At 70.4% G+C, this 18,609-nt stretch carries 16 protein-coding genes; 9 read left to right on the plus strand and 7 right to left on the minus strand.

The annotated features are described in order from the left end of the window. The first annotated feature begins 27 nt into the window (after positions 1-27). Entirely contained in the window at positions 28-984 is a 957-nt protein-coding gene (locus LUX31_RS22190) for a hypothetical protein (RefSeq protein WP_235476728.1), read from the plus strand. Here the strand turns inward: LUX31_RS22190 and LUX31_RS22195 are convergent. Beyond that, positions 890-2,248, minus strand: a complete 1,359-nt coding sequence (locus LUX31_RS22195; protein WP_235476729.1) for an aminotransferase-like domain-containing protein — start codon at positions 2,246-2,248, stop codon at positions 890-892. The two genes, LUX31_RS22190 and LUX31_RS22195, sit on opposite strands and share 95 nt — an antisense overlap. A 101-nt stretch (positions 2,249-2,349) precedes the next feature. On the opposite strand from LUX31_RS22195, the gene LUX31_RS22200 reads away from it, so the two are divergent. From LUX31_RS22200 to LUX31_RS22210, 3 genes are read left to right on the plus strand one after another with little or no spacing between them, the layout of a single operon-like run. Continuing rightward, the gene (locus LUX31_RS22200) at positions 2,350-3,141 is read left to right on the plus strand and encodes an alpha/beta fold hydrolase (protein ID WP_235476730.1); all 792 of its coding nucleotides are present in this window, start codon (positions 2,350-2,352) and stop codon (positions 3,139-3,141) included. 28 nt (positions 3,142-3,169) lie between these two features. Beyond that, positions 3,170-4,147 (plus strand): endonuclease/exonuclease/phosphatase family protein, encoded by a 978-nt coding sequence (locus tag LUX31_RS22205; RefSeq protein WP_443045987.1) that lies wholly within the window; start codon positions 3,170-3,172, stop codon positions 4,145-4,147. A gap of 30 nt (positions 4,148-4,177) precedes the next feature. Then, positions 4,178-6,124 carry an FUSC family protein gene (locus tag LUX31_RS22210; RefSeq protein WP_235476731.1) on the plus strand — a complete coding sequence of 649 codons (1,947 nt, stop codon included), beginning with the start codon at positions 4,178-4,180 and terminating at the stop codon, positions 6,122-6,124. A gap of 92 nt (positions 6,125-6,216) precedes the next feature. Here LUX31_RS22210 and snpA read toward each other — a convergent pair whose 3' ends face one another. After that, the gene (gene snpA, locus LUX31_RS22215) at positions 6,217-6,852 is read right to left on the minus strand and encodes a snapalysin (protein WP_235476732.1); all 636 of its coding nucleotides are present in this window, start codon (positions 6,850-6,852) and stop codon (positions 6,217-6,219) included. Between the two features lie 215 nt (positions 6,853-7,067). On the opposite strand from snpA, the gene LUX31_RS22220 reads away from it, so the two are divergent. Further along, entirely contained in the window at positions 7,068-8,021 is a 954-nt protein-coding gene (locus LUX31_RS22220) for a LysR family transcriptional regulator (RefSeq protein ID WP_235476733.1), read from the plus strand. A 26-nt stretch (positions 8,022-8,047) separates the two neighbouring features. Here the strand turns inward: LUX31_RS22220 and LUX31_RS22225 are convergent, their stop codons facing one another. Beyond that, entirely contained in the window at positions 8,048-10,117 is a 2,070-nt protein-coding gene (locus tag LUX31_RS22225) for a PhoX family protein (protein WP_235476734.1), read from the minus strand. Between the two features lie 322 nt (positions 10,118-10,439). Between LUX31_RS22225 and LUX31_RS22230 the strand changes: the two genes are divergently transcribed. After that, positions 10,440-12,086, plus strand: a complete 1,647-nt coding sequence (locus LUX31_RS22230) for a VWA domain-containing protein (RefSeq protein WP_235476735.1) — start codon at positions 10,440-10,442, stop codon at positions 12,084-12,086. Between the two features lie 81 nt (positions 12,087-12,167). Then, a complete protein-coding gene (gene metG / locus LUX31_RS22235) occupies positions 12,168-13,808 on the plus strand; it encodes a methionine--tRNA ligase (RefSeq protein WP_235476736.1) in 1,641 nt (546 codons plus the stop codon). 24 nt (positions 13,809-13,832) lie between these two features. On the opposite strand, the gene LUX31_RS22240 is transcribed toward metG (LUX31_RS22235), so the two are convergent. Next, positions 13,833-14,252 (minus strand): PIN domain nuclease, encoded by a 420-nt coding sequence (locus tag LUX31_RS22240; protein WP_235476737.1) that lies wholly within the window; start codon positions 14,250-14,252, stop codon positions 13,833-13,835. Continuing rightward, positions 14,249-14,458 carry a type II toxin-antitoxin system VapB family antitoxin gene (locus LUX31_RS22245; protein WP_164312127.1) on the minus strand — a complete coding sequence of 70 codons (210 nt, stop codon included), beginning with the start codon at positions 14,456-14,458 and terminating at the stop codon, positions 14,249-14,251. The genes LUX31_RS22240 and LUX31_RS22245 overlap by 4 nt, the downstream gene beginning before the upstream one ends. A 123-nt stretch (positions 14,459-14,581) precedes the next feature. On the opposite strand from LUX31_RS22245, the gene metG (LUX31_RS22250) reads away from it, so the two are divergent. Further along, positions 14,582-16,306 (plus strand): methionine--tRNA ligase, encoded by a 1,725-nt coding sequence (metG, locus tag LUX31_RS22250; RefSeq protein ID WP_235476738.1) that lies wholly within the window; start codon positions 14,582-14,584, stop codon positions 16,304-16,306. Between the two features lie 9 nt (positions 16,307-16,315). On the opposite strand, the gene LUX31_RS22255 is transcribed toward metG (LUX31_RS22250), so the two are convergent. Beyond that, complete coding sequence (locus LUX31_RS22255; protein ID WP_235476739.1) at positions 16,316-16,768, minus strand: hypothetical protein; 453 nt, start codon at positions 16,766-16,768, stop codon at positions 16,316-16,318. 227 nt (positions 16,769-16,995) lie between these two features. Between LUX31_RS22255 and LUX31_RS22260 the strand changes: the two genes are divergently transcribed. Continuing rightward, complete coding sequence (locus LUX31_RS22260) at positions 16,996-17,361, plus strand: PH domain-containing protein (RefSeq protein WP_235476740.1); 366 nt, start codon at positions 16,996-16,998, stop codon at positions 17,359-17,361. Positions 17,362-17,591: 230 nt separating this feature from the next. Here the strand turns inward: LUX31_RS22260 and LUX31_RS22265 are convergent, their stop codons facing one another. After that, positions 17,592-18,587, minus strand: coding sequence for an intradiol ring-cleavage dioxygenase (locus tag LUX31_RS22265; protein ID WP_235476741.1), 996 nt, complete (start codon positions 18,585-18,587; stop codon positions 17,592-17,594). Positions 18,588-18,609: the final 22 nt, after the last annotated feature.

Below are 18,609 nucleotides of genomic sequence, written 5' to 3' on the forward strand. Positions count from 1 at the left end.
CCCGCCCCCGGGCCCTTGCCTGGGGGAGTGCCTCACCGTCTCCGGAGCGCCCTGTCGGCCGTCCTCATCGCCCTCGCGTGCCTGCTGCTGCCCTTCGGCGCGCTCTCGGCCTGGGCGGCGTACGGGCTCGCCGACACCGGCCGGTACGTCACCACGATGGCGCCGCTCGCCGAGAACCCGTACGTCCAGGACGCCATCGCGGACAACCTCGGCGCCGGGATCGTGCACGCGATCGACGTCGGCCCCTTCGACGCCGGCCCGTTCGATGTCGGCGCGGGCCACTTCGTGCAGGACGCGGTGCACTCGTTCACCCGCACCGAGGCCTTCCGCGCGGCCTGGGACACGGCCAACCGCGCCACCCACGAGGCCGTCCTGCACGCCCTGCGCGACGACGACCCCAACACACAAAGCCCCTACGGCTCTTACGGCGGCGAGGGCGCCGTCACCATCGACCTCGCGCCGGTCACCGCCCAGGTCAAGCGCCAACTCACCGACGACCACGTGCCGTTGGCGAGCCACATTCCCATCGCGCACACCGAGGTCGCGGTGCTGCCCGCCCAGGATCTCGTACCGCTCCGGAAGGGTTTTCGCGTGCTCGAAGTCGCCGGTTTCTGGCTTCCGGTGACAGCCGGCGTCCTCGCCGTCACCGGTATCGCACTCGCCGTCCGCCGCCGCCGGGCGATCACGGCGACTGCCCTCGGGACAGCCCTCGGCGGGGCCCTGCTCGGCGTCGCGCTCGTGATCGTCCGCCGTCTCACCCTCTCCGACCTGCCGCCGGGCGTCTCCGCACCGGCCGCCGGCGCCGTCTACGACGCCCTGACGGCCACCCTCCGCACGGTCTCCTGGCTGCTCCTCGCCCTGGGCCTCGCCGTCGCCGTCGGCATGTGGGTCACCGACCGGTACGGCCGCGCCGGGCGACTGCGGCGAGCGTCCGCAGCGCCCGTGCCAGCTCCGGTTCCGGAGCCGACGCGAGTCCGAGCCTGACGGCGTCCGGCGCCCGCTGCGGCCCCACGGCGAAGGCGTCCCCCGGCGTGACGGCGATCCCGTGCGCCGCGACGGCGGCCGTGAAGGTGTCCGCCCGCCAGGACGCGGGCAACTCCCACCAGGCGTAGTAGGCGTACGGATCGGACCGCACGGCCGCCCCGAACTCCGCCAACTCCCGTGCCAGCAGCCGCTGTCGACGCGCCGCGTCCACCCGCTTGGCGGCCACGAGCCGCGCCACGGTCCCGTCCTCGACCCACCGCACACCCGCCTCCAGCGCGAACCGCCCCGCGCTCCACCCACCCGACCGCACGGCCGCCGCGACGGCTTCCGCCCGGCCCGGCGGTACGACGAGAAAGCCCACGGTGAGCCCGGGCGCGACCCGCTTGGACAACCCGTCGACGACATGGGCCAGTTCGGGGAGGTGAGCGGCGAGGGGCTCCCCTACCTCCCTGTCGGTGAGGAACGACCAGATCCGGTCCTCCACCACCGGCAACCCCAACTCCCATACCACACGAGCGAGTTCACGCTTCCTCCCCTCACCCATGGTCACCGACGTCGGGTTGTGCAGCGTCGGCTGGACGTACAGCGCGGACAGGGGAGCGCCGCGGTGGGCGGCGGCGACGGCGTCGGGGCGCACGCCGTCCTGGTCCATGGCCAGCGGCACCAGGACGATGCCGAGGCGGGCGGCGATCTCCTTGACCAGCGGGTACGTCAGCGCCTCGACGCCGACCCGGCCGCCCGGCCGGACCAGGGAGGCGAGGGTGGCGGCGATCGCCTGCCGGGCGTTGCCCGCGAAGAGGACGCCGTCGGGGTCGGGCCGCCAGCCCGGGGTGGCGAGCAGCTTGGCGACCGCCGCCCGGGCCTCGGGGGTGCCGTCGGCGGGCGCCGGGCGCAGCGCCTCCGTCAGCACATCGGGCCGCAGCAGGGGCGCGAGCGCCGGGGCGAGCAGCTCCGACTGGCCGGGCGCGGAAGGGTAGTTCAGCTCCAGGTTGACCCTCGGGGCCATGGCGGCGGCCACCGGCTCGGCGAGCGCGCGCCCGTTCGGCGCGGGTGGCGCCGCCCGGACGAACGTGCCGCGTCCGACCTCGCCGACGACCAGTCCACGCCGTACGAGTTCGCCGTACACCCGCCCGGCCGTCGACCCGGCGATCCCGCGCCGCCGAGCGAACGCCCGCTGCGGAGGCAGCCGTTCACCGGGCCGGAGGCGTCCGCTGGCGATGTCGTCGGCTATGCGGTCGGCGAGACGCCGGTAGTCGTCGTCCATCAAGTACCCCCGTACAGAAGCGAATTGCCGTCCCGGCGGAATTGCACCGAGAGCAAAGATCTTATTGCACCGAGGAGTTGAGTCGATCTAGGGTTGCCCACATGACCCCACTTACCCCTCTTACGCCTAATACGCCCCTTACCCCTCTTACCCCTCTTGTGCTGATTCATGGCCATCCCTTCGACCGCACGATGTGGACCCCGCAGATCGAGGAGTTCTCGGCCACCCGCCAGGTCATCACCCCCGACCTGCGCGGTTACGGCACCTCCCCGCTCACCCCCGACGCCGTCACCCCGCTCTCGCGGTTCGCGCAGGACATCGAGGCGCTGCTCGACGAGGCGAAGGTCGAGTCGTGTGTGCTCGGCGGGCTGTCGATGGGCGGCCAGATCGTCATGGAGTGCTGTGCCCGGTTCCCGGAGCGTGTCCGGGGTGTGGTCCTCGCCGACACCTTCCCCGCACCCGAGACCCCGGAGGGGCACGCGGCCCGCAACGCGATGGCGGACCGGCTGCTCGACGAGGGCATGGGCGGGTACGCCGACGAGGTGCTGGAGAAGATGGTGGCGCCGTACGCCGACGCGGGCGTCAAGGCCCACGTCCACCGCATGATGACGGCCACGGACCCCCGGGGCGCGGCGGCGGCACTCCGGGGCCGGGCCCTGCGCCCCGACTACCGCCCCCTGCTGACCCGGCTCACCGTCCCGGCCCTGGTCGTCGTGGGCGCCGACGACGAGTTCACCCCGGTCGCCGAGGCCGAGGCCATGCACGCGGCGCTCCCCGACTCCACGCTCCAGGTGATCGAACGCTCGGCCCACATGCCCAACCTGGAACGCCCGGCGCAGTTCAACAGGACCCTCGCCGACTTCCTGGCGGCGCGCATCGACACGGCCGCCTGAGCCTCGCGGGCCCCCGTATCGTCGAGCCGTGGGACTACGGGGTGGCTGGGCGACGGCGGCGGTCTGGACTGTGGGCGCCGGGTTCGGTGCGGTCAGTGTCGTCGTCGTGTGCCGGGCCGTCGACGCCGATGCCGTGACCCCCGTACCGCAACTGCTCGCCTTCCTGCCCTGGCTGCTCGCCCCCACCGCCGCCGGCCTGCTCCTCGCGCTGTTCGCGCGCTGGCGGGCCGGGATGGTGTGGGGCGCGGTGCTGCTGGCGGTCACGGGGTGGTTCACCCAGCCGTACGGGACGGGGAGCGAGCCCGGTGGGGCGGTCGTCGCCGAGGTGCGGGTGCTGACGGCCAACGTGGAGTTCGGGGAGGGCACCGGCGCGCTGATCCCGGTCGTGCGGCGGGAGCGGCCCGACCTCGTGTTCGTCGAGGAGTGCGAGTACCACTGCGAGGACGCTCTCGCGACCGCCTTCGACGGTGTCTATCCCTACCGGGAGGCCGTCCCGGGGGCCGGTTCCGAGGGTTCCGTCATCCTCAGCCGCTTTCCGCTGGAGGGTACGGACGGCATTCGGGGCAGCACGATGGGCATGCCCGGTGCGGTCGCCGACTTGGGCAGCGGTCACTCCGTACGGGTCCAGCTCGCCCACCCGATGCCGCCGATCCCCGGCCAAGTAGGCCTCTGGCGAAAGGAGTTGGGGGCTCTTCACGACTTCGCCGCAGAGAACCCCACCCATACGCCCACCATCCTCGCCGGCGACTTCAACGCCTCCCAGGACCACGCCGCCTTCCGCCGCCTGCTCGACACGGGACTGCGCGACTCCGCCCGGCTGGCCGGGGCCGCCCGTACGCCGAGCTGGCCCTCCCGTACCGCGCCGACGGCCGGCGCGCAGATCGACCATGTGCTCGTCTCCGGGGAGTTCTCGGCGAGCGGCGCCCGTTTCCTCGGCATCGCCGACAGCGATCACCGCGCGCTGGTCGTCGACCTGGCCCTCCACCAGCGCGAACGAGCCCGGTGAGAGTTCACGGCCCGCGGCGATAATGGGCCCATGCCCCGCGAGTTCCCCATCGGCCTCACACCTCCCGACTGGCTGGTGCGGAACCTCAAGCCCCAGCCCGCCCCGCCCGTCAACCGCCCCGCCATGGCCCGCGCCGCGATCGCCATGTCGCTCCCCCTCGCCATCGGCCTCGCCACCGACCACGCCGCCTACGGCGCCCTCGCCTCCATGGGCGCCCTGTCCGGCGTCATCGGGGACACCGCCGACGCGTACCGGATGCGCATCCTCAACATCGCGATCCCCCAGCTCTTCGGCGCCCTCGGCGTCACGCTCGGCTCGCTCGTCTACGGCCAGGGCTGGACCGCGGTCGTCGCCGTCACCTGCGTGGCCCTCGTCTCCGGGATGATCTCGACGATCGGCGCGGTGGCCTCCGTGTCCGGCCTGCTGCTGCTCCTCAACTCCGTGATCTGGGCGGGCCTGCCGCTGCCGGGGTCGTGGTGGCTGGCGCCGGTACTGATGTCCGGCGGCGGCCTGCTGGTCCTGGCCCTCGCCCTGCTCGCCTGGCCGCTGCGGTCGGGGGTGCCGGAGCGGGCGGCGGTCGCGCAGACCTACCGTACGGTCGCCGAACTGCTCGCCGCCTGCGCCACCGACGGCTACGAGGACGCCCGCCAGGCCGTCACCCAGTCCCTCAACCAGTCGTACGACCTCGTCCTCGCCCGGCGCGCCCGCCACCACGGCCGCAGCCCCGAACTCGTGCGTCTGCTCGCCCAGTTGAACGCCATCACCCCGGTCGTCGAGGCCGCCCCCGCCGCCCACCAGACCGGCCGCCCCCTGCCGCCCGAGGTCCCGGAGGCGGTCCGCCACCTCGCCGACGCCGTCGACACGGGCTACGGCGGCCCGATAGGGCTGAGCATCCCCGCCCCGACCGACCACACCGCCCGCGCCGTCGAACAGGCGCTGCGGCACGCCGCCGAGGTGGTCGGCAGCCGCTCCCCCGACCTCCGCACCGCAGCGGCCGACGACCGCCTCGGCCGCCCGGCCGACCTGCGTGTACGGGCCGCTCGCGCCGCCCGGGACGTCGTCCTGTCCGCCGACTCCTGGCGCTACGGGGTCCGCCTCGCCCTGTGCATCGGCCTCGCACAGGTGCTGGTCTCGACGGTCCCGGTGCCACGCTCCTACTGGGTCGCTCTCACGATCACCTTCGTCCTGAAGCCCGACTTCGGCTCCGTCTTCTCCCGGGCGCTGCTGCGCGCCCTGGGCACGGTCGCGGGGCTGGTCGTCGCGGCGGCGGTGCTGGTCCAGGTGCCGCGCGGCTGGTGGGACGTACCGGTGCTGCTGCTCCTCGCCCCGCTGATCCCGGCGTTCACCCCGCGCGGATACGGCTACCAGACGGCCGCCATCACCCCGGTGATCCTCCTGCTCTCCGACATCCTCAACCACCAGGGCACCGGCCTGCTGCTGCCCCGGCTCCTCGACTCCCTCATGGGCTGCGGGATCGCCCTGGTCGCTGGCTATCTCCTCTGGCCGGAGAGCTGGCACACCCGCGTCGGTGACCGCCTCGCCGACGCGGTCGCGGACACGGCCCGCTATGTGGAATCGGCGCTACGCCCGGACACCGAGGGTGCGGCCCGCGCCCGTATGCGGCGCCGCCTCTACCGCGATCTCTCCGTCGTCCGTACGGAGTTCCAGCGCGCCCTGACCGAACCGCCGCCCACCGGACGACGGGCGGCGGCCTGGTGGCCCCTGGTCGTCGCGGTGGAACGCATCGTCGACGCGACGACCGCCGCCAGGGTCCACATCAAGCAGGGGGCGAAGCCGCCGTCCGACGCCGAGATCACCCAAGTCGCTTTCCAGCTCCGGGAGTTGTCGGACGGACTGCGCCGGGTGGAGACCCTGCACGCGGTGCGTACGGACCTCAGCGGACCGGCGGACAGTGTGCTGGAGCCGCTGCGGCAGGAGGTGGCGGCGGCACGGGCGATCACGTCACCGCACGAGTAGGAGGAGGAAGGGGGGCGCGGGCCGTCCCTGTGCAGAGGGACGGCCCGCGCCTGTGGGGGGTGGGGGCTACTGGGGTGTGCGGTGCCGGGGTGCTAGCGCAAGGTCGCGGCCAGCCCGTTGATCCACAGTTGGTTCACTCGGGCACGTTCCGCCGCGTTCGGGGTGGCGTTGGTGCAGGACGTGCCGGGGCCGCCGCCCGACATCAACTCGCTGCACGGGCCGGAGTAGTGGTCGGGCAGACCGAGGACGTGACCCGTCTCGTGAGCGGTGATACGGGTCGGGTCGTACTGCTCGCTCTGTGCGTAGTCGATGAAGATGTAGCCGCTGCCGTGACCGTCCGTGGAGGCGTACGAGCCGTTGGAGCTGTTGCCCTCGCGGTAGGTGAAGTCGGCGGCGGCCGCGGTGCCCGACTGGAGCTTCACGTTCGTCACCGAGCTGTTCCAGATCGAGGTGGAGCGGGCTATCTCGGCGCTGAAGGAGGGCGCGCGGGACGCGTTGTAGACGACGGTGACTGCGGCGGCCGAGCGCGGGTTGGCGGCGCGCTTCTCGGCGACGGACTTCAGTACGGCCTCGAAGAACGCCTTGTTGGCGGCGGCCTCCTCGGCCGACCCGGCGTACGAGGCGCGCACGGTGGGACTGGCTGTGGCGGGAACTGCCGTACCCAGGGCGAGAGTTGCCAGGCTGAGGCCTAACGCCGCCGCCACGACACCAGAGGTGGACTTGCGCATCGATGACTCCTTGAGTGGGGGGTGAGTCGATCGTCGTATCGTGAGTGTCGGTGCCTGTACGGCGGCTGTGATGATGGCAAGTGGCGATAGCCCAGCCCTATCGCGCCCCATAGGGGCGCGGGGAACTGCGCGACAAGCCCCCACCGGCCCGCACCCTGTGTACCGTCGGATGACATGGACACGAACATGCGTGCACCCCGGGCGGAGCCCCCCGCATGGAACTAGAGGTGAGACACCTACGGGCGCTCTGCGCCATAGCCGACACCGGCAGCCTGCACCGCGCCGCCCGCCAACTGGGCGTCGCCCAACCCTCGTTGAGCACCCAGCTGCGCCGGATAGAGCAGGAGCTGGGCGGCGAGCTGTTCGCCCGTACCCGGGCCGGCTGCCGTCCGACACCGCTCGGCCGGGTGGTCCTGAGCCGGGCCCGACCGCTGGTGGCGGAGATGCGCTCCCTGGTCACGGAGGCGAGGGCGGCAGCGGCAGAAGGACCCCAACTACGCATAGGTTCGACGGCCAGTCGCGCCCTCTCCGGCTGGCTCCGCCGACTGCGCCAGCGCCAGCAGGAACCCGCCCTCCGCATGGACGTCTCCGCGAACGCGCTGCTGCGCATGGTGGCCGACGGCCAGCTGGACGTGGCGTTCGTGCACGAGGTCGAGGGCTGTCCGCTCCGGGTCCCCGACGGCCTGTGCCTGCGCGTACTGGTCGACCGGGAACCCCAGTTCGTGTCCCTGCCCGCCGACCACCCGGCCACCGCGAGACCGGTGGTCCACCTCTCCGAGCTGGCCGGCGACCGCTGGATGGTGGACGAGACGGTCGACGGCGAGCTCGACGCCGTACTGCGCATGCTGCGTACCGCCGGCCTCAACCCCCGTGTCCTGCACGGCGATTACCACACCACGGCCTCGCTGGTGGCGACCGGCGAGGTCGTCACCGTCTGCCAGGCGACCTGCCTGCCACGCCCCGAGATGGCGGTACGCCGGCTCCACGGCGACCCACTCGGCGTACGACTGCTGCTGGCGGCCCGTACGGAGACGGACCTCGACGGAGTGCATCCGGCGCTGGCGGAGGCGTACGAGGAGGTGGCGCGGCAGGCGCCGGCGTACCGGGAGTGGCTGGAACAGAGCGGTACGAAACCAGGTACGAACCCCCCGGTCCCAGCCCTCCCCTAGATACCGCTGGACACTGCTCGCCGGTGTCAGCTGCCGATGTCGCAACCGTCCTTGCGCCACACCGCGACGACCGCCGGGCGGACGTACGTGCCCGGGCCGTCGGGCCAGGTGCTCGCCGGGGCCTCGACGGTCGCGCCGGTGATCTCGCCCGGGTGCTGCACGGCGACGAGCACCTGGCGCTCCCCGATGACCGGACCGCAGGTCTCGGCGCCCTTCGGCACGGTCAGGAACTGCTTCAGGTCACCGCGCCGGGCACCCTGGGTCGCCACGCCGAACAGGCCGTCGTGCGAACCGAGCTGGGCACCGTCGGTGGAGATCCACAGGTTGCCGTGCGGGTCGAAGGCCACGTTGTCCGGGCAGGAGATCGGGCTGACGTCGTCCTTCGGGAAGCCCGCGAAGTAGGTCGCCGGGTCGTCCGGGTCGCCCGCGACGAGGAAGAGCAGCCAGGCGAACGAGGTGCTCTCCGGCCGGTTCCAGCGCTCGGTCAGCTCCAGGACGTGGCCGTGCTTGTTGGCGTTGCGCGGGTTGGGCTCGTCGGCCTTGGCGTTCGTACCGACACCGCGGTTGGTGTTGTTGGTGAGGGCGACGTAGACCTTGCCGGTCTTCGGGTTGGGCTCGATGTCCTCGGGCCGGTCCATCTTGGTGGCGCCGACCTTGTCACCGGCGAGCCGAGTGAAGACGAAGACCTCTTCAGCACTCATCCCCTCGACGTGCGAGACGGCGCCGTTGGCGGTGGCGGTCGCCAGCGGGATCCACGTACCACTGCCGTCGAACTCACCGTCGGCGGGCAGCTTGCCGGTGCCGTCGATCTCGATGGCGGGGGAGTCGCCGGTGAGCTTGGCGACGTACAGCGTGCCCTCGTCGAGGAGGGTGAGGTTGTGCTCGCGGACGGACCGCGAATCCCCGTGCCGCATCCGCTTGCTGCTGACGAACTTGTAGAAGTAGTCGAAGCGCTCGTCGTCGCCGGTGTAGGCGACGGGACGCCCGTCGGAGGTCAGCCGGATGGTGGCACCCTCGTGCTTGAAGCGTCCAAGGGCGGTGTGCTTGCGGGGCGTGGAGGAGGGGTCGTACGGGTCGAACTCCACGACATACCCAAACCGGTGGACCTCGTTGGGCTCCTGGGCGACGTCGAACCGCTTGTCGAACCGCTCCCACTTGCGCTCGCTGGCGCCGGTGCCGATGCCGTACCGCTTGTCGGTGGCACTGGAGGCGTTGGCGAAGTACTGGTTGAAGTTCTCCTCGCCGTGGAGGGTGGTCCCCCAGGGCGTGGTGCCGCCGGCGCAGTTGTTGAGCGTGCCGAAGGCCTTCCGCCCGGTCGGGTCGGCGGAGGTCTTGAGAAGATCGGAACCGGCGGCCGGTCCGGTGATCCGGAACTCGGTGGTGGCGGTGACGCGCCGGTTGAGCGGGTGGCGGGGTACGGGCGTGAGCTTCCCGGTCCTCCGGTCCCCCTCCACCACCACAGCGGAGAGCCCGTGCGCGGCCCAGGCGATCTCGACCTGCTCGCGGGTGGGGTTGGCGGCGTCGTAGCCGCGGAACATCAGGATCTCGTCGGTGTACTCGTGGTTGGCGACCAGGATCTTCTGGTTGCCGTGCAGGGGGAGCAGGGCGAGGAAGTCGTTGTTGTACCCGAACTGACCGGCCTGCGCGGCGGCGGTCTGGTTCTCCGGGTCGAAGGCGGGAGCACCCTTGACTATGGGCTCGCCCCAGCGGATGACGACGTTCTGGCTGTAGCCGCCGGGGATCGTCACGGCGTCGGCGGTGTTGGGCTCGACGGCGGTGAAGCGCAGCCCGCGCGGCACGGAGGAGTTGGAGGGGCGAGGGTGACCGGAGGCCGCGGTGGCTGCTTCCGCACCCTGGGCGCCGGCGACGTTCACGGCGGTACCGGCCGCGGTGGCCACGGTGACGACGGCGGCGGCCCGCATCACGGAACGGCGGCTGAGGGCGCCGGCGATCACATCGCCGACGTATTCGTTGGTGCTGGTGTTGGGAACCTCGTGGAAGCAGGCGTCACCACACCGGAAACGGCAGGTCATCGCGGACCGGCCACCCGGATGCGATTCGGACGGCGATCCGATCAACGGCAGCAGCTTGCGCACTTTACTCTCCCCTTGGTGTCCCCATACGTGCCCTTGGTGTCAGCGTGAACCTAGGGGGGCGGGGGTGCAGGGGTGGGGCCGTCGGGTGAACGGACGGTGAACCTGTGGGAGCGGTAAGGGTGTTGGGGACGCGAATGACGTGCTCGCGGCCTGATGGGGAGGGGGACGGGGAGGGGATTTCGAGGTTGGCGGAGTGGCACCCTTGACGTCCGTCGGGTTCCGTGAAAGACCCTGCCCAAGATCGCCAGCTCGGCCCGCTAACCTTACGTGTCCGTCCTGGCCAGGGATTGACGGGCTACAACTCACGTGAAGGGTTGCGCACATGGGCATTCTCACTCTCTTGCGGAACGCGTTCGGCAAGTCACGCAAGGGGCGGGACGCCGAGGCGGCGCCCGCGCGGGAGGCGGAGTCGGCTCCTCAGCAGGAGGCCACCGAGCCGAAGATTCCGGCACCGTCCCCGGAACCGACCCTGACGGAACCCCCGAAAACCCCGGAAGCGTCGATCCCGGCGCCGACTCCGGCCCCGGAGCCCGCCGCCCCGCCATCGGTGGTGGACGACCTGGTGTCGGCGGCCTTCGACAACGTGACGGTCCCGAAGCCGGCGAAGCCGGTGGACGAGGCCGAGGCGAAGCCGGTTGCAGCCGAGGCAGAGCCGGTTACCGCCGAGGCAGAGCCTGCGGCAACTGAGGCGGAGCCGGCGGCTGAGGCCGAGGTGACGCCGGAAGCTGAGGCCGAGGCAAAGCCGGAAGCCGAGGCTGAAGCTGAGGCAAAGCCGGAAGCCGAGGTAAAGGCGGAGGCCGAGCCGGTCGCCGAGGCCGAGGTGACGCCGGAGCCGGAGCCGGTGGCCGAGGTGACCCCCGAGCCCGAGGTTGAGCCGGAGGTCGAGCCCGTCGCCGAGGAGCCGACCCCGGAGCCCGAACCCGAGGCCGAGCCGGTGACCGAGGCCGAGCCTGAGGCTGAGCCGGTAGCCGAGGCCGAGCCGGTAGCCGAGGCCGAGCCGGTGGCCGAGGTGACCGAGGTCGCCCCGGAGCTGGAGCCCGAGGTCGAGGCCGAAGCGGTCGCCGAGCCCGAGGTGGAGGTGGAGGCGGTCGTCGAACCGGCCCCCGAGCCCGAGGTCGAAGCGGTCGCCGACGAGTCCGCCCCCGAAGCCCCCGAAGTGACGGTGGAGCCGGAAACGGAACCGGAGTCCGTGCCTGAGCCTGCCGACGACCTGGAACCGGCAGCCGCCGACGCGGAGGAAGCCCCACAGGGGCCACCCGCACCCGACAACGAAAGCGCCACGGGCGGTGCGGGTGGGAACACTGACACGGCCGATGGCGAAGCCGAGGCCGAGACCCCCGTCCCCGCAACCCTCCTCACCGCCTACAACGCCGCCACCGAAACCCTCACCACCCTCAACCTCACCAACACCCACGCCAAGATCTACCTCGTCCTGGACCGCAGTGCGTCAATGCGCCCGTACTACAAGGACGGCTCCGCCCAGTCCCTCGGCGAGCAGACCCTCGCCCTCGCCGCCCACCTCGACCCGGAGGCGACCGTCCACGTCGTCTTCTTCTCCACGGAACTGGACGGCACCGGCGAGCTCACCCTCACCGACCACGACAACAAGATCGACGAACTCCACGCCGGCCTCGGCCGCATGGGACGTACGAGCTACCACGTGGCCGTCGAGGAAGTCCTCACGCACTACCAGAAGTCCGGCACCACCGACCCCGCCCTGGTCGTCTTCCAGACGGACGGCGCCCCGGACGCCAAGACCCCCGCGACCCAGTCCCTCACGGACGCGGCAAAGAGCCACCCCGCCGTCTTCTTCTCCTTCGTCGCCTTCGGGGAGCAGGACAACAAGGCCTTCGACTACCTCCGCAAGCTGAAGACCGACAACACGTCCTTCTTCCACGCGGGCCCGACCCCACGCGAACTGACGGACACAGAGCTGTACGAGGGCGTACTGGCGAACTGGCGCCCGTAGCAACCCCTCACGTAGGACAGGGCCCGGGGTGGTATCCCGGGCCCTGTCTCCGTAATCCTCCCGGCCAGTAGGATTTCGACCATGGCGGCCACCGGATCCGAGAAGCGGGGCGGGAAGGCGTACTACGTCTCCACCCCCATTTACTACGTCAACGACGCTCCTCACCTGGGCCACGCCTACACAACCGTCGCAGGCGACGTGCTCACGCGCTGGCACCGTCAGCGCGGCGAGAGGGTGTGGTACCTCACCGGCACGGACGAGCACGGTCAGAAGATCATGCGCACCGCGGAGGCGAACGGCGTCAGCCCGCAGGAGTGGGCGGACAAGCTGGTCGACGAAGCCTGGAAGCCCCTGTGGGAGCACCTGGGGATCGCGAACGACGACTTCATCCGCACGACGGAGAAGCGTCACACGGACCGCGTCCAGGAGTTCGTCCAGGATCTGCACGACAAGGGCGAGATCTACAAGGGCGGCTACGAGGGCCCGTACTGCGTGGGCTGCGAGGAGTACAAACTCCCTGGTGACCTCATCGCGGCGGAGGACGACCCCGCGACGAAACTGTGCGCCATCCACAAGAAGCCGGTGGAGATCCTCAAGGAGGAGAACTACTTCTTCAAGCTCAGCGAGTACGGCGACAGGCTCCTCGCCCACTACGAGGCGAACCCGGACTTCATCCAGCCCGAGTCGGCACGCAACGAGGTGGTGAACTTCGTCCGCCAGGGCCTCCAGGACCTCTCCATCTCCCGTTCCACCTTCGACTGGGGCGTCCCGGTCCCGTGGGACGACAAGCACGTGATCTACGTGTGGGTCGACGCGCTGCTGAACTACGCGACGGCGGTCGGCTACAACGAGAACCCGGAGAAGTTCGAGAACACCTTCCCCGCAGACGTCCACCTGGTCGGCAAGGACATCCTCCGTTTCCACGCGATCATCTGGCCCGCGATGCTGATGGCGCAGGGGCTGCCGCTGCCCGGGAAGATCGCGGCCAACGGCTGGTTGATGGTCGGCGGCGAGAAGATGTCGAAGTCGAACCTGACGGGCATCAAGCCGCAGGACCTGACCTCCCACTTCGGCGTGGACGCGTACCGCTGGTACTTCCTGCGCGCGATCGCGTTCGGCCAGGACGGCTCGTTCTCCTGGGAGGACTTCTCCGCCCGCTACACGAGTGAACTGGCGAACGACTACGGCAACCTGGCGTCGCGCGTGGCCGCGATGGTCGGCAAGTACTTCGGCGGCACACTGCCGGAGGCGACGGCGGCGGGCGAGGCCGAGCAGGCCCTCCAGGACGGCCTGGTCAAAGCAGTGGCCGAGGCCGACCGCCGTATCGGCGACGAGGTGGACTTCCAGGGCGGCATCCTGGCGATCTTCGACTTCGTGAAGCAGGTCAACGGCTACATCACGGAGCAGGAACCGTGGAAGGTGGCCAAGACTGCATTTTCTGATGCTGCTGACGCAGCGGGCTCCCCGGAGGGCCGGGCCCGCCTGGCGACGATCCTCTACACCGCCGCGGAGTCGCTGCGCGCGGTGGCGGTCCTGCTCAACCCGGTCATGCCGGAGACCTCGCAGAAGCTCTGGGACTCCCTCGGCGCAGACGCCGTCCTCGGCGCCCTCCCCGACCAGAACGTGACCGAAGCCGCCACCTGGGGCCGGCTCCCGGCAGGCGCGACGATCACCAAGGGCGCGGTGCTCTTCCCCCGCCTGGAGGAGAAGCCGAGCGCGTAGTACGTATGCGAGTGGATGACCGATTCAGGACTCGGGCCCGGCCAGCCAGACGGTCGACTGGCCCGTACGACGGGCGACAGTCTCGAAGTCCCGGTCGTGATGGAGCAGGGTCAGGCCCGACAACTCGGCCGTAGCGGCCACGAGCAGATCGACCGGCCCGGCCGAGCGGTGTTCACCGTTGTCGGTGAGACGCTGCTGAACCTCGCGAGCGCGCTGGTAGATGCCGTCGGGCATCAGGATCCAGCTGAACAGCTGCCGCAGCTCCTCCTGAATGCCTTCACGGTCCGCTCGCCCGCGAGCAGAGAAGAGGATCTCCAGCTCGGTCAGATCGCAGAGCGCGACCAACCCGTTGTCGAGCGCCTGGCCCCAGCCTTCGTCGTACGCATCGCTGGTGAGCAGGCGCACGGCTGCCGAGGTATCGATCAGATACGAGACGTCACTCACCGGCGGTAGTTCCTCTTGTCCAGAAGGATGTCGAAGTCACCGCGGGCCCCCCTCTCACGGAGCTTGGCCAGCGCTATGGCCCGGCTGCGCCGCTTGGCGACTTCCAGCAGCGCGGTGTTGACGGTGTCCTTCTTGGTCTTCGTGCCCAGCAGGACCTGAGCCTCCGCCAGAGCCTCGTCGTCGACCTCGATGAGCAGCTTCGACATGACAGACCTCCCCATATAGATGAGCGCCCTCCAAGTATATGCAGGCGCAGCGACCCTCCACTCGCAGCTACGATTCCAAGGTTCGCCAAACAGCACGAAAATCAACCTGGGAGCAGCCCCCCGATGGCTCGACACCTCATCACCAGCGCCCTTCCCTACATCAACGGGATCAAGCACCTGGGCAACATGGTGGGGTCCATGCTCCCGGCGGACGTCTACTCCCGTTACCTGCGGCAGCGCGGTCACGACGTCCTGTACATCTGCGCGACCGACGAACACGGCACGCCGGCCGAGCTGGCGGCGAAAGAGCAGGGGCTCCCCGTAGCGGACTTCTGTGCGCAGGCGCACGACGCGCAGAAGGCGGTGTACGACGGTTTCGCGCTGGCCTTCGACTACTTCGGCCGGAGTTCGAGTCCCCAGAACGTCGAGATCACGCAGCACTTCGCCCGCCGGCTCAACGAGAACGGGTTCATCGAGGAACGCGCGATCCGGCAGGTGTACAGCCCCGCCGACGGCCGCTTCCTCCCGGACCGTTATGTCGAGGGCACCTGCCCCCACTGCGGCTACGACAAGGCGCGCGGCGACCAGTGCGAGAACTGCACCCGCGTCCTCGACCCGACCGACCTGATCAACCCCCGGTCCGCGATCTCCGGCTCCACGGACCTGGAGGTCCGCGAGACCAAGCACCTCTTCCTCCTCCAGTCGAAGCTCCAGCACGAGGTCGAGGAGTGGGTGGCCGCCCACGAGGGCCAGTGGCCCCACCTCGCCTCCTCGATCGCCCGCAAGTGGCTGACCGAGGGCCTGCACGACCGCGCGATCACCCGCGACCTCGACTGGGGCGTCCCGGTCCCGGCGGACACCTGGCCGGAGCTGGCGGCGGAGGGCAAGGTCTTCTACGTCTGGTTCGACGCCCCGATCGAGTACATCGGCGCGACGAAGGAGTGGTCGGACCTCGACCCGGAGAACCGGGACTGGAAGTCCTGGTGGTACGGGGCGGACGGCGGCGACAACCCCGTCCGGTACACGGAGTTCATGGCCAAGGACAACGTCCCCTTCCACACCGTCATGTTCCCGGCCACGGAACTCGGCGTCCGCGAGCCGTGGAAGAAGGTCGACGTCGTCAAGGCCTTCAACTGGCTGACGTACTACGGCGGAAAGTTCTCCACGTCCCAGAAGCGGGGCGTCTTCACCGACCAGGCCCTGGCCATCCTCCCGGCCGACTACTGGCGCTACTTCCTGATCGCCAACGCCCCCGAGTCCGACGACTCCTCCTTCACCTGGGAGCACTTCACCGCCACGGTGAACAAGGACCTGGCGGACACCCTCGGCAACTTCGTCAACCGTGTCCTCTCCTTCTCGAAGAAGCGCTTCGGCGACGAGGTCCCGGCGGGCGCGGCGGCCGGCGAGGCGGAGACGAAGCTGGGCGAGCAGATCGCCGAGCTGCTCGCGGAGTACGAGAACCAGCTGGAGGCGCTCCAGTTCCGCAAGGCGGCGGCAGCCCTGCGCGCCCTCTGGTCGGCGGGCAACTCCTACCTGGAGGAGAAGGCCCCCTGGCTGGAGATCAAGACCGACCAGGACGGCGCGGCCCTGACCCTGCGTACGGCGATGAACCTCATCCACCTCTACTCGGTGGTCTCGGAGCCCTTCATCCCGACGTCGTCGGCGACGATGCGCGCCGCGTTCGCGCTGGGGGACGACACCAGGACGTGGATCACGGCCGAGGAGGCCAGGTCCCTGTCCGCCGTCCCCGCCGGCACCGCCTTCACGGTCCCGCCGGTGCTGTTCGCGAAGCTGACGGACGAGGACCTGGAGACGTACAAGGAGCGCTTCGGCGGCGCGTCCGAGTAACCGCACAGGTCACGCGGTGACCCCGAACCGCCCGTGGACTCCCCGGAGTCGACAGGCGGTTCTGGCTACCGCCTCGTCGTCGGCATCGACATCGGCACCCGGCGGACCGGACGCCTGCCCGAGAGCGGCGCGGGCGGCCCGTACGTACTGGAGCCCCTCCACAGCGGTCTGCCGTGCGAGCGCGTACTCGGCGGGAGTACGGGCGGTGGCCAGCTGGCCCCGGGCGGCATGGTGCCGTCCGGTCGCCTCGGCCAGCGCCTGCGCGGCGGCTTCGTCGGCGCCCGGCCGCAGCCCGGCCAGACTTCCCCCGAGCCGTACGACCCACCGGTTGGCCTCGACCTCCGCGTCCAGCCCGGACAGCCCGGACGGAACCGCGTACACCCCCGCCTGCCTGCGCAGCAGCACAACGGAAGCCACCGCTCCGACAATCAGCAGCAGCGTGAGCGGAACGACGATTCCCATGGCTTCCTCCAGCGGGTGCGAGTACGACAGTCCCCATGGAACGTCCCCCCTCTGTGCACTCCCGACGAGAAGTCTGTGCGCCGCCTGCGAACCTCCGGTGTCCGGAATCTCCGGCTCCTCTAGGCAGGCGCTTCTTTCGGGGGATATACAGGCCGAAGATCATGTGAAGTCAGTCAATTACCGAGACATGGGCAGAGATTTCCGTCTGCCCACTGGGGGACACAGCCATGGCACTTTTCGGCAACGCGCACACCGTCGACCCGACGGCCGCCCAGCAGGACTACGCCCGGCTGCTCGGCCAGAACGAGCAGGTGCACGCCGCGTACCAGCTGGTCCGCGACACCATCCTGTTCACCGACCGCCGGCTCCTCCTGGTCGACAAGCAGGGCATCACCGGCAAGAAGGTCGAGTACCACTCGGTTCCGTACCGCAGCATCACCCACTTCGCGGTGGAGACCGCGGGCACCTTCGACCTCGACGCCGAACTCAAGATCTGGATCTCCGGCTCCCCGACCCCGGTCCAGAAGACGTTCACCAAGGGCGTCGACATCTACGAGGTACAGGCGATCCTGACGCAGTTCGTGGCCAAGTAGGCACGTGCGGAACAGCGCGAGCAGTGACGCGGCGGAGAGCGTGTAGCCGCCGTTCGTGAAGAGGCGCCGGTCAGCAGGGCGACCTGGGGGTGCGGGATGACCGGAGTCAGCCGGCGGGCGTCCTCGATGCGGAAGACCAGGAAGAACCCGGCCCGTGATGGGGCCCGTCACGACGAAGGCCCGGAACCTGGGGGAGGGTTCCGGGCCGCCCTTCGCGGGCTGTACGTCCGTCAGCTCGCGGAAGCGGAGGGCGAAGCCGTGTCCGTCGCCGACTCGGACGCGCCCGGCTGCACCGCGTCGTCCGTGCCGGTGTGGGTCGCCTCGGGGTCGACGCCCATGGTGATGGAGCCGATCACACCCTTGGCGATGTTCTTCTTGTCGTACTTCAGCTTGAGCAGACCGCCCGTGGTCCCGCTCTGGTCGTAGATCGTGTCGTCGGTGAGCGTCGTACGCTCGGTCGTCGACGTCGAGTACGGCTCGACCTCGGCGGAGGCGAGCACCGACTCCTCGTCGAAGAAGAACTGACCGGTGTGGCAGGTGGTGCCGCCCTCGTAGCCGGCGTCCGTCCAGGTGCCGTCCACGTGCACCTTCGTGTGGATGTGGACGCAGCGGCCCCGGTACCAGCCCGGGAAGATCGTCTTGAAGGTGACCCGGCCCTGCCGGTCCGTCTTCCAGGTGCCGCGCAGGTAGCGCTTGTCGTCGGTGGGCTCCTCGTGGCCACCGCCACCGCCCGTACCGCCGGAGGGGGCGCCGGACGGCGCGTCGGTCGGCGGCTCACCCGTCGGGGTGCCCGAGGGGGCGTCGGTCGGGGCGCTGCCACCGCCGCCGCCGCTGGAGAGGCTCTCGTAGCCGGAGTACAGGCCCAGCGCGTCGCACTGCCAGACGTCGACGGCCGCGTTGACGATCGGCTTGCACGTCTCGTTGTCGATCACCCGGAGGCTCAGGGTCAGCGGGATGCCTTCCTTGTCCTCGGTGATGTCCTGGCGGAGCTTGTCCGCGTCGATGTAGTAGGGGCCCTCGGTGGTCTCCGAGGTGAGCGTGTAGCAGACCTCCGAGCTGGTGCTGGAGGCCTTGGGGGTGGGGGTCTTCTTCCCCGTCCCGCCCGCGAACGCGCCCGCGGCGACTCCGCCCGCGACGCCCACCGCGGCGACCGCGCCGGCGCCGGTGACGACGACCTTGCGACGCGTCAGATCCCGTTTGTGCTTCGGCCCTTGGTTCTCTGTCATGGCTCGGAACCTAGGTAAGACG

Source organism: Streptomyces sp. GQFP (assembly GCF_021545335.1).
GTDB lineage: Bacteria > Actinomycetota > Actinomycetes > Streptomycetales > Streptomycetaceae > Streptomyces.

Bases quoted from the DNA above. Each gene is read 5' to 3' on its own strand.
- LUX31_RS22195 (WP_235476729.1), bottom strand. From the start codon at position 2,248: ATGGACGACGACTACCGGCGTCTCGCCGACCGCATAGCCGACGACATC.
- LUX31_RS22200 (WP_235476730.1), top strand. From the start codon at position 2,350: ATGACCCCACTTACCCCTCTTACGCCTAATACGCCCCTTACCCCTCTT.
- LUX31_RS22210 (WP_235476731.1), top strand. From the start codon at position 4,178: ATGCCCCGCGAGTTCCCCATCGGCCTCACACCTCCCGACTGGCTGGTG.
- snpA (WP_235476732.1), bottom strand. From the start codon at position 6,852: ATGCGCAAGTCCACCTCTGGTGTCGTGGCGGCGGCGTTAGGCCTCAGC.
- LUX31_RS22220 (WP_235476733.1), top strand. From the start codon at position 7,068: ATGGAACTAGAGGTGAGACACCTACGGGCGCTCTGCGCCATAGCCGAC.
- LUX31_RS22230 (WP_235476735.1), top strand. From the start codon at position 10,440: ATGGGCATTCTCACTCTCTTGCGGAACGCGTTCGGCAAGTCACGCAAG.
- metG (WP_235476736.1), top strand. From the start codon at position 12,168: ATGGCGGCCACCGGATCCGAGAAGCGGGGCGGGAAGGCGTACTACGTC.
- LUX31_RS22245 (WP_164312127.1), bottom strand. From the start codon at position 14,458: ATGTCGAAGCTGCTCATCGAGGTCGACGACGAGGCTCTGGCGGAGGCT.
- metG (WP_235476738.1), top strand. From the start codon at position 14,582: ATGGCTCGACACCTCATCACCAGCGCCCTTCCCTACATCAACGGGATC.
- LUX31_RS22255 (WP_235476739.1), bottom strand. From the start codon at position 16,768: ATGGGAATCGTCGTTCCGCTCACGCTGCTGCTGATTGTCGGAGCGGTG.
- LUX31_RS22260 (WP_235476740.1), top strand. From the start codon at position 16,996: ATGGCACTTTTCGGCAACGCGCACACCGTCGACCCGACGGCCGCCCAG.
- LUX31_RS22265 (WP_235476741.1), bottom strand. From the start codon at position 18,587: ATGACAGAGAACCAAGGGCCGAAGCACAAACGGGATCTGACGCGTCGC.